The organism is Limosilactobacillus walteri, assembly GCF_014830205.1.
Taxonomy (GTDB): Bacteria; Bacillota; Bacilli; order Lactobacillales; family Lactobacillaceae; genus Limosilactobacillus; species Limosilactobacillus walteri.
In genome coordinates this window covers 43,358-54,168 of record NZ_QORN01000021.1, presented here as the reverse complement: position 1 = coordinate 54,168, position 10,811 = coordinate 43,358, and the positions used below count along the sequence as shown (strand labels likewise).

Here is a 10,811-nt window from a genome sequence, read left to right as displayed (position 1 = left end):
GCCATAAATATACCTTCTTTATTTCAGATCATGCATATCAACCATATCCATGTCATCATAAGTTTGGTTTTCACCACACATAGCCCAGATGAATGAATAGCTAGTTGTCCCTACACCACAGTGAATTGACCAACTAGGGTTTACAACTGCTTGTTCTGGTTCTAAGACAATATGCTTACTTTCATCTGGCTTACCCATAAAGTGAAAGACCCGCGTATCCTTTGAACCAAACTCACAATACATGTATGTTTCCATCCGCCGAGCGTGGGTATGACAAGGCATCGTATTCCAGCCATTACCTGGTTCAAGGACGGTGTAACCCATTTGCAGTTGACAAGTATCCATGCTTGAAGCATCAATATATTTGTAAATTGTCCGCTTATTCATATCCGTTTGACTACCCATCGGCATTGCAATAGCATCCTTAAACGGCAGCTTTTTATTTGGATAGGTCTTGTGGGCGGGAGTTGAAACAACATAGAACTTAGCAGGATCATCAGAATTATCCGATTCAAAAACCACATGTTTAGCGCCCATGCCAATATAATAGCCATCATGCTTGACAATTTTATCCTTCTTGCCGTCAATAGTCACCGATCCAGAACCACCAATATTGATAAAGCCCAATTCCCGACGTTGTAAGAAGTAATCAACACCAAGATCTTTATCAAGTTTAATTTCTAGGGGCTCACCAGCCTTGGGTGTCACACCACCAAAAATCATGCGATCATTGTAGGTGTACGTCAATAAAATATCACCCAACGAAAAAATCTTATCCATTAAAAATTCGTCCCGCAGTTCTTGTGTATCATAATGCTGAATATCCTTAGGACTATGAGCGTAACGAGTTACCATCTTAAAACTCACTTTTTCATTCCTCCGTTTCTTAATTAGAAATTTTATTTCCTTATTCACTTTTAATTATAATCTTATTGACACTTTTTGCAAGTGCTTTCATTAAATTATTTCTATTTAAGAAATTTTGTTTCTAATAAGTGTTTGAGTGCTATGATAAAAATATAGAGGTGATTACAAATGAGTATTAATATTGGAATTCGCGCCCATGATGTCAGTAAACATACCTTTAAGCATTTATTTAGCATAACTGCTAACTATGGCTTTACCAATGTTCAGTTTGCCCCGTTTAAATTCTTACCAAAAGAATTAATTACAGATAGTTCACAGTACTCCCCCGGCTTGTTAAATATAATCGATCAAAAGTTTAAGGAGGTCGGTGTTAATATTTCTGTCCTTGGTAACTATGTTAATATGATTGATTATGATCGTACTGTTCGCGAGAAGAATTTACAAAGTTACCAAAATAGCCTGATAGCAGAAAAATTCTTGCACGCGGCAGTTGTTGGCAGTGAAACTGGCAGCGTCCTTTCACCTAATGGTTATACACCACAGAACTTCACAGATTCAGCCTTATTACGCGTAATTGATTCTGTCAAACAAATAACCAGCGATGCAGAAAAATTAGGAGCATTATTTGCGATTGAACCAGGGATAAATCATCCGCTTTATGATAATTATGCGGTACGCCGAGTATTAGATGCCGTTCATAGTCCAAACTTATTCGTTATCTTCGACCTTGCCAACCTTATTTCAAGAGATAATTATAAGGATCAAAGTACTATTTTAAATGAAGCAGCACGCTTATATGGTCCGCGAATCTGCACTTTTCATTTAAAAGATATTGATTTTATTAACGGTAAAAAAGTTACAGTTCCATTTGGTTCTGGACTAATCGATGTTGAACGTTATATCCACTTTATTAATCAACTTAAACCCTATACTTTTGCAACCTTCGAGGCAACAAAAGAGGATCAACTAGATTCCGCATTAACTGCATTTCGGCAAGCAGAGAAGAAAGAAAAAACAATTATTATTTAATCCACCATAAAAAATTACCCGACAAATTTGATATTTGATGTAATCTACACACCAATATCAGAATTTATCGGGTATTATTTTTCTATTTTTTTAGCCATCGCTGTTTCAAGGACTGCACAATTTCTTTAGGCAGACGATTACGAGTAAAAATTCCCTTACGATTTTCGCCACCAATCCGAATCATTCCCGGTTCCGTTACAAAATCGGCAAAATTCCAAAGTTGTTCTCCCTGTACAAAATCAAATTTGTCAAAAATTGCGAAATTAGCCTTGTAATAGTCAACTTGGTATTCTTCAGAGTATGGCTCCCTTTGTGCCGAATGCATTCCGGCAATCGTATCAGCACCAAATTCTGTAAAGATAATCGGTTTGTCGGGAAATTTTTGGTGCCATTTCTTTAATTCAGCCGTTAGATCAGCTTGAGCTTTGCTTAAATCACCAAAGTCAATATACCAACCATAATACCGGTTTAAACAGATCACATCGACTAAATCCCCTACTAAGTCCTTGTCCGCATCAGCCGCCATAATATTTACAATCGTGACAGGACGCCGTTGCGGATCCAGTTTTTTTGCATATTCAACAATCCGCCTAAAGTACTCGTGAGCACCTTTTTCCTGACTAGCAGGCTCATTAGCTAATGACCACATAATCACACTTGGATGGTCACAATCACGATCAATCATTTCTGCTAATGCAGCTTTATGATTCTTTGCCGGGTGTAGGTCTTCCCATGTTTTACCTGCATGCACGTTATTATCAAGAGTGACCGCAAAACTTTCATATAGACCAACTGCAGGTACTTCATCAATCACTACAAACCCTAAATGATCCGCAAGACGCATCGTCTCTTCAGCGTATGGATAGTGAGATGTTCGAAATGAATTTGCACCCATCGACTTCATAATATTAAGGTCCATTACTACTTGAGGCAAATTAAGTCCGCCACCATGAGCAAGAGAATCTTCATGCCAACCAAATCCTTGGAAGTAAAACGGCTGATCATTAATGAATATTTGATGGTCTTTTACCTTAATTGTTCGCACCCCAAATTCCTTAGTATACGAATCAACTAAGTTCCCTTTATTGTAGACATTAATATTCAATCGGTAGAGATATGCAGCTAATGGTTGCCAACGATGAGTAGCCGCAATAATTAATTGACCATGCTCATTTCCGCTAGCAACTTCTTGGTCATCTTCGTCTAGAATCGTCAACTGCACACGATCATAGTCGCCATTAATTTTAATAGCGGGACTAACAGTAGTCTGATTATCAGTAACCTTATAATTGATATGAACATCGTCGATATATGTCAAAGCCGTCGTGTAAAGTTTTACTGGACGGTTAATACCAGCATAATTGAAAAAGTCAAACCGATTTTGCTGTTTGATATGCCCATCGACTGATTCTTGGTGCGCAGACGGGATAGTCGTATTATCCAGTAAATTATTAACCCGGAGCTTTAAATCGTTTCTACCAGCCTTAATGTAGGAACTGATTTCAAACTCAAATGGAGTATACCCGCCGATATGGCTGCCTACTAACTGACCATTAACATATACTTCGCAATTTTGCGTTACCGCGCCGAAATGTAAAACATTACGCTTGACAGCTTGTTCATTAGGGATGTTAAAAGTGGTCTCGTACCAAAAATAGCCCACATGGTTACGAACTTTCTTGTTAAATACCTGGTCATTAAAAGATGCAGGAACAGCAACTAGTTGAGGATTAGTTAGCTGGGTTGCTGGATCAACTTTCCCTTTTTCCACCTTAAATTTCCATAAACCCGAAAAGTCTTCTAGCGTCCGTGTCACTGTTTGTTTTGGATATAGCATTATGTGCGCCTCCTAAAATACCCGACAATTCACCACTCAGCGCTAGTTTAGCATTGATTATGTTTTTTTGTCGGGTAAGTGTTTTTATAAGGAAAAAACTTATTAAGAGAAAATACTTAATAAGTTTTACTGTAAGATATTATTTTATGTTGTAAAATCTATTTTTTATTCACCCCCTTACCCGGTGCATAATCGTCCATTAAATTAGCTGGATACGGATTTAACTTAAATTCTTCATCTTTACGTGGGGAGCTTTCATTAATTGGATTATTTGATTTATGAAGGGTTACCGTTCCATAAGCAGGAACAATAACATTTTGCCATTGGTTATTAAATCCGCTAATTGTAACAGTTGCTTTCAATGGCTTGTTCGTTGGATTATAGATATGTGCAGCAATTGATCCATCAGGTCCAATAAATGCAACTGATCCTAAGCCGCCTGTGTAACTATCTTGTGTATAGTTACTTGAACCAATTACTGTCGATCCTGGGATGATATCCTGGGTAAAATTACGTAACATGTAGTATTCAAGATTACGCTGAACTTTACCGGTTTTATGATCAATTGTTACTACTCCTCGACGTCCTGTAGAGCCAACCATATTAGGAAGCCCACGTTCATCAAGCGCTATATTCCACAGGTAAATTGAAGATAGTCCTTCTCGTACTAGCCAATTACCGATAAGTCCAAACATGATATGGGATGCATCGTCAACTGACTCTTCAAGCATACAACGACGCTCGGTCATCGCAAAATCCCATTTAGGGTTAAAACGACTTGCGTTGAATAGATTAGTATAAGGACCATCATAAGTATGGAAAGCAAAACCATCAAAAGCATTTGCTTCCTCAGGAGTAACAGAATCGCTTAGAGATTCATTAAGAACATTTAAACTACCATCCCAGAAATAAAGCTTTGTATCAGGGAATGATTGGTCTAATGCTGGACGAAGGTATTTATAGCCAAAATGAGCTAACTCTTTAATATTCCACATCATTGCTGGCCATTCAGCAGCATTAGATGGTTCATTTTGAATCGTAATGGCATAAATAGGAATACCTAGTTTTTTATATTCTGTCAAATAACGGATAAAGTATTGGGCATAGACGCCTTCAAAACGATCTTTGGTTGCATAACCATTTCCTGTAAATTCGTTGAAACGGAGATGACCACCCATTCGCATATTTCCGGTATTCTTCATCCACGCTGGTGCCGACCAAGGAGAAGCCATAATCTTAACAGCCGGATTAATCTTTAGAATTTCTTGGACAACCGGAACAATGTACTTTAAATCTTTGGTTGCATCGTTAGCCCCTGGTGTTCCCTCCCCAATTGAAAACTTGTTTAAACTTGAATCGTGTTCACCAAATGGAACGTCATCATAACTGTAGTAAGGTTGACTTGACGGTTCACATGCTCCTAATGGAATCCGAATATTTGAAAAGTTACCTTCATTAGGATCAAATAGCTCATGGAGGAGGGCACTACGTTGTTCAACACTTTGCTTCCAAATAAGTGAAGCGGCTGCATCTGTAATCGCTGCCCCAGCGCCAATCCAATTTTGCTTTTTTATTGATGGATCGATTACTATTTTGTAGCCATTGCCATTTGTCAAATGTTGTTCTGGAGTAGTCAGATGCTCTCTTTTCTGGGTTAAATCCCCAGATGTAGTAGTCCAAAACTCATTATTAAATTTAACCATTCCCGTTTCCCCCTATTTATTAATACCTTTTCCTGGCGCCCAGTCATCTTGAAGAGCTGCTGGACGAGGATTAAGTTTAAACTTCTCATCCGCTCGAGGAGAACTTGTATTAATCGAATTATTCGATTTATGAAGAGTAACTGTTCCATATGCCGGTACATCAATAGTCTGCCATTTTTCATCAAAGCCATTAATCTTAATAGTTGCTGTTAATGGCTTTGCAGTTGGGTTATAAATATGAGCAGTAATTGAGCCATTAGGACCCATGAAAGCAACGGATCCAAGGCCACCAGAATAACCATCTTGCGTATAATTGCTTGAGCCAATTACTACTGAACCAGCATCAACATCTTGGGTAAAATTACGTAACATATAATATTCCAAGTTACGTTGAACCTTACCTGTTTTATGATCAATAGTAATTACACCACGTCGTCCCGTTGATCCAGCAATGTTTGGAAGTCCTCGTTCATCTAAGGCAAGATTCCACAAGTAAATTGATGATAATCCCTGTCGTACTAGCCAATTACCAATAAGCCCAAACATGATGTGTGATGCATCGTCAACTGACTCTTCAAGCATACAACGCCGTTCAGTCATCGCTAAATCCCAGTTGGTGTTAAAACGACTCGCATTAAATAGATTGGTATAAGGTCCATCATAGGTATGGAATGCAAAACCATCAAAGGCCTTCGCTTCTTCAATTGTCATTAACTTATTAAGCGGTTCATTAAGAACGTTTAGACTACCATCCCAAAAGTAAAGTTTTGTATCAGGAAAAGCCTTATCCAGTGCTGGTCGAAGATACTTATAACCAAAGTAAGCGAGTTCCTTAATATTCCAGATCATAGCTGGCCATGCCGCTGCATTAGATGGTTCATTTTGGATTGTTAAGGCATAAATTGGAATACCCAACTTTTGATAGGCCTCGATGAATTTAATGAAGTAGTTTGCATAAACCCCTTCGAAGCGGTCCTTAGCAGCATATCCATTTCCAGTAAACTCACCAAAACGAAGGTGACCACCCATTTTCATACTACCTGTATTCTTCATCCAAGCAGGACCAGACCATGGAGAAGCAAGGACTTTAACTGCTGGATTAATTTTTAAGATTTCCTGAACTACAGGAACAACGTACTTTAAATCCTTTGTTGCATCTTTACTTCCCGGTTCACCTTCACCAATAGAAAACTTGATAAGGCTAGAGTCGTGTTCACCAAATGGAACATCATCATAGCTATAATATTCTTCTTCTGAAACTTCTCCAGATCCAAAATCACATGATCCAATTGGAATTCTAATTGCAGAAAAATTTCCTTGATTAGGATCAAACAGTTCATGTAATAAGGAATCGCGTTGCTCAGGTGATTGTTTCCAAATTAGCGAAGCAGTAGCATCAGTAACTGCAGCACCAGCACCAATCCAGTTTTGCTTACGAATTGAAGGATCAATTATGATTTTGCTGCCATTTCCAGGAGTTTTTGTCTTAATTGGAATGTCTAGTTTTTGTCGTTTTTGGGTTAAATCACCTGAAGTTGCTGTCCAAAATTCATTTTTAAAGTTCATATTACACACCTCTAACGTACACGCTTAATCGACCAAATTAAGAATCCACCAATTACTTCCATAAATACAGCAAAGATAAAAATAGATTTATATCCAAAGCCAGCAACAACAGCTGAAGCAAACATTGCCCCTAACATTTGGCCCAAAGTATTAGCAAGGTTAATTAATCCTAAATCTTTTCCTGCAGTATCAGCTGATGGCAAAACATCCATGTTTAGTGCTCCATCAACAGAGTTATATAGGCCATTACCGAAAGCTGCAATAATTGCGTACACAAACATTGCCCATGGTTTGGCAACAAATAGTGGGAATAACGCAGCGGCTCCTAATGCAAAAGTAGCTAAAACAACCGGTCCCTTAACACGTTTCATTTTATCTGCCAGTGGTCCACCAACAAGGGCGAAAATAACACCAATAATTAACATAATCATTGAGAAAATTGAAATTGAGTGTCCAGCGTCTTGTGTATTTTGACCAATATAATCAGTAAAAATATAAAGTTCAAACGTAGTAACAATCGTTGAACCAACAACCATACAGAATTTGCCGGCTAAAGCAAAGTAAAAGTCACGTGCACCTTTAGTTGGGAAAAAGAAATATTTCTTTAATGATTGCTTATTAAACTTAACTCTAGGTTCATCTAAATTACCTTTTTCTTGAATCAATAATTCATGAATAATTGCAAGAACAACGGTACAACCAGCCATAACATAAATACCGAATTTAACATTTCCCAAGAATTGAGCTGCTAGTAATGCAAAACCTTGTTGAGCAATTGTGAAACCAACACCATAAAATGTTGATACAGTTCCACGCCATTTTGGTGCTACTCGATCAGATATTTGTGGATAAATAGCTGCAGCAATTGCATTTTCCGCTGCAGCTGCAACAATCCATACGAGAATAATTCCTACGACAGAACGCATATTGGCAATAATACATAATGAAATGGCTATTGCTAATGTCCCTAATACAATGTAAGGCTTTCGTTTACCAAATCGAGTGCGGGTGACATCAGAAAACGCTCCAAAAAGCAAATTAGCAATTGCACCAGTAATAGACGCAACCGTAGCTAAAATACCTACAGCCCAAACCTTATTAGCAGGATCAATTTGACTAAATAATTGTGGAATTAAAACACTTCTCGTTGAACCAATTGGACCATACCAACAAAGCGGTGCTAAAAACATAGCAGATGAAATCATCCAAGGTAATTTAGGCTGCTCTGAGTCTTTAACTTTTGCGTTTGTAATTTCACCTATTACAGACGAAGTACCTTTTTCTTCTTTTTTATTATCATTAGAAATTTTACTATCCATAATACTCACTCCTTTTAGAAAGCGCTTTCAAATCAATGAATAAATATACTTAAAATTAATACAATAAGTAGTCCCACAACCGAATTTACTAGTTCTAATGCTCCCCACGTTTTGAAGGTGTCTTTTAAGGAAATTCCAAATGATTGTTGAAACAGTAGGAATCCTCCATCATACATTAAAGTCATTGTATTACTACCACAAGCACAGGCTAATACCATTAATACTGGACTAACATGCATAATAGTTACCATAGGAGCAACAATTCCTGCAGCTGTAATTGCAGCAACTGCTCCTTGCCCCGTTAATATCCGAATTAAAACTGTAATTAGCCAAGCTAAAATAAATGGAGACACTGGAAGTTTATCAAACATATTTACAATTATATTTCCAACTCCTGTATCAATAATTACCTCTTTCATAATTCCACCAGCTGCAATAACAAGTAGCACATTAGAGATACCTTTAATGGCCTTTGTTAGTGTATCTGTTACTTGTTTACCTGATTTACCACGAGCATAGCCAAACACTATCATTGCAACTAACACCGTGATTAACATACTAATATCTGCACTACCTATAAAAGCCATAATCTTATAGGTTATACTATTTCTACTGGTAAATGATTTAGTTATAGAAGAAATAATCATAATAATTGCTGGCATTAATGGAACAAGTAGGCTAATGCCAAAACTTGGTATTTAGCTTACTGGTTTTTTAGGTGCGGGCTTCATAACATTACCTAATGGCATTTGATCAAGTCCAGGAATAAATCGCCGAATTAAAATACCAGAACAGACTATTGAAGGAATAATTACTATAAGCCCAAAAATATAAACTTGGGCAATATCTGCATGAAAAGCTGTTACAAGTGCCATTGGACCAGGCTGAGGAGGAAAAATACTATGTCCCATAGTAGCACCAGCAATCGTTGGAATTATTAATCGCATATATGGAATTTTTGCTTCTTTAGCAATGCTTAACACTAGCGGAACTGCAATCAGGAATGCAACCTCATAAAACATAGACATTCCAAAAATCGTCCCTATTATTAAAAGAGCAACTGACAAATATTTTCTTCCCATTTTTTCAACAATTGTATCAGCAATTTGCTGTGAAGCTCCCGATTCAGTCATTAGTTGCCCAACAATTGCACCAAAAATAACAATTAATGCTAAGGTTGAGAGCACTCCTCCAATTCCTTTTTCTACTGTGGGAACAATTTTTGTGATTGGCATCCCTTCAGCAAAAGCAATAAATAACCCCGCAAGTAGTAAAGCAATAATATTATGCAACTTAAGACCAACAATCAAATATACTAGTAGTCCAATACCTACAAAAATGTAAATCAATGAAATAATATCAGCGGACATGTTTATTCACGTCTTTTCTTTGTGTCCTATTTTACCTACTTATTCTCCTTTGTAATCGCTTCCCAAAGACCATTCAAATAGGTAATTCCAAGCGCGCGGTCATATAGTCCATATCCTGGACGACCTTTTTCACCCCAAATATCACGACCATGGTCTGGACGAATGTAACCGTCAAAGCCGGTGTCATACAAGGCTTTCATGATTTCATACATATCTAATGATCCTTCTGAAGATAAGTGTGCGGACTCGTGGAAGTCGCCATTACCCATGAATTTAATATTGCGGGCATGAATAAAAGGTGCACGGTCTTTCTTAACAAATTCGCGAATAATGGCTGGAACATCGTTATTTGGATTTTCGCCAAGACTTCCAGTACAGATAGTAAAACCGTTATATTTCGATTCATGCATTTGCTCAATTTTGAGCATATCTTCCCTATTCTTATAAATCCGTGGTAAACCAAATAATGGCATTGGCGGATCATCAGGATGCATTGCCATCCGCACATCATATTTTTCACAGGTTGGAATAATTGCATCTAAGAAGTATTTTAGGTTTTCACGCAATTTCTGTTCATCAACATCCTTGTAAGCTTCAAATAGACGTTTAACTTCCGCTAACCGTTCAGGTTCCCATCCCGGAAGAACATATCCATTAGAATTCTTTTCGACCGATTTAATAATATCTTCCGGTGACCCTTCAACGTATTTATGCTGAAACGCCATGTCTGTTGAGCCGTCTGGCAACGGATAATGAAGGTCTGTCCGCACCCAGTCAAAAATTGGCATAAAGTTGTAACAAATAACCTTAATCCCGTATGCGGCTAAGTTCTTAATAGTTTCCTTATAATTTTCAATATATTTATCACGACTAGGAAGACCAATCTTAATGTCATCATGAATATTAACTGATTCAATGACTTCAAGCTTCAATCCGGCGTCTTCAACTTCTTGTTTTAATGCAGCAATTCGTTCCTTTGGCCATACCTCACCAACCGGAATATCAAATAGTGCACCAACTACTTGTGTTGTCCCTGGAATTTGGCGAATATCTGACAATTTAATGGAGTCATTATTATCGCCATACCAGCGAAATCCCATATTTTTCATTTTATTTTCCT

General features: G+C 37.6%; 7 protein-coding genes and 1 pseudogene. 1 reads left to right on the top strand and 7 read right to left on the bottom strand.

Features of this window, described 5'->3' with window-relative positions:
- Positions 1-18: 18 nt before the first annotated feature.
- Complete coding sequence (gene kduI, locus DTK66_RS06370) at positions 19-867, bottom strand: 5-dehydro-4-deoxy-D-glucuronate isomerase (protein WP_191668131.1); 849 nt, start codon at positions 865-867, stop codon at positions 19-21.
- Between the two features lie 168 nt (positions 868-1,035).
- On the opposite strand from kduI, the gene DTK66_RS06365 reads away from it, so the two are divergent.
- On the top strand, positions 1,036-1,896 hold the full coding sequence (locus tag DTK66_RS06365; RefSeq protein ID WP_191668130.1) for a sugar phosphate isomerase/epimerase family protein: 861 nt from the start codon (positions 1,036-1,038) through the stop codon (positions 1,894-1,896).
- A gap of 82 nt (positions 1,897-1,978) precedes the next feature.
- Here DTK66_RS06365 and uidA read toward each other — a convergent pair whose 3' ends face one another.
- The 6 genes and pseudogenes from uidA to uxuA form a co-directional block, all read right to left on the bottom strand.
- Positions 1,979-3,733, bottom strand: a complete 1,755-nt coding sequence (gene uidA / locus DTK66_RS06360; protein WP_191668129.1) for a beta-glucuronidase — start codon at positions 3,731-3,733, stop codon at positions 1,979-1,981.
- 158 nt (positions 3,734-3,891) lie between these two features.
- Positions 3,892-5,436 carry a glycoside hydrolase family 30 protein gene (locus DTK66_RS06355; protein WP_191668128.1) on the bottom strand — a complete coding sequence of 515 codons (1,545 nt, stop codon included), beginning with the start codon at positions 5,434-5,436 and terminating at the stop codon, positions 3,892-3,894.
- 12 nt (positions 5,437-5,448) lie between these two features.
- A complete protein-coding gene (locus tag DTK66_RS06350) occupies positions 5,449-7,002 on the bottom strand; it encodes a glycoside hydrolase family 30 protein (protein WP_153930114.1) in 1,554 nt (517 codons plus the stop codon).
- An 11-nt stretch (positions 7,003-7,013) separates the two neighbouring features.
- On the bottom strand, positions 7,014-8,321 hold the full coding sequence (locus DTK66_RS06345; RefSeq protein WP_191668127.1) for an MFS transporter: 1,308 nt from the start codon (positions 8,319-8,321) through the stop codon (positions 7,014-7,016).
- A gap of 32 nt (positions 8,322-8,353) precedes the next feature.
- Positions 8,354-9,691, bottom strand: a pseudogene (locus tag DTK66_RS06340) (gluconate:H+ symporter).
- A gap of 35 nt (positions 9,692-9,726) precedes the next feature.
- Positions 9,727-10,800, bottom strand: a complete 1,074-nt coding sequence (gene uxuA, locus DTK66_RS06335) for a mannonate dehydratase (RefSeq protein ID WP_153930117.1) — start codon at positions 10,798-10,800, stop codon at positions 9,727-9,729.
- Positions 10,801-10,811 lie beyond the last annotated feature (11 nt).

Bases quoted from the DNA above. Each gene is read 5' to 3' on its own strand.
- DTK66_RS06365 (WP_191668130.1), top strand. From the start codon at position 1,036: ATGAGTATTAATATTGGAATTCGCGCCCATGATGTCAGTAAACATACC.
- uidA (WP_191668129.1), bottom strand. From the start codon at position 3,733: ATGCTATATCCAAAACAAACAGTGACACGGACGCTAGAAGACTTTTCG.
- DTK66_RS06355 (WP_191668128.1), bottom strand. From the start codon at position 5,436: ATGGTTAAATTTAATAATGAGTTTTGGACTACTACATCTGGGGATTTA.
- DTK66_RS06350 (WP_153930114.1), bottom strand. From the start codon at position 7,002: ATGAACTTTAAAAATGAATTTTGGACAGCAACTTCAGGTGATTTAACC.
- DTK66_RS06345 (WP_191668127.1), bottom strand. From the start codon at position 8,321: ATGGATAGTAAAATTTCTAATGATAATAAAAAAGAAGAAAAAGGTACT.
- uxuA (WP_153930117.1), bottom strand. From the start codon at position 10,800: ATGAAAAATATGGGATTTCGCTGGTATGGCGATAATAATGACTCCATT.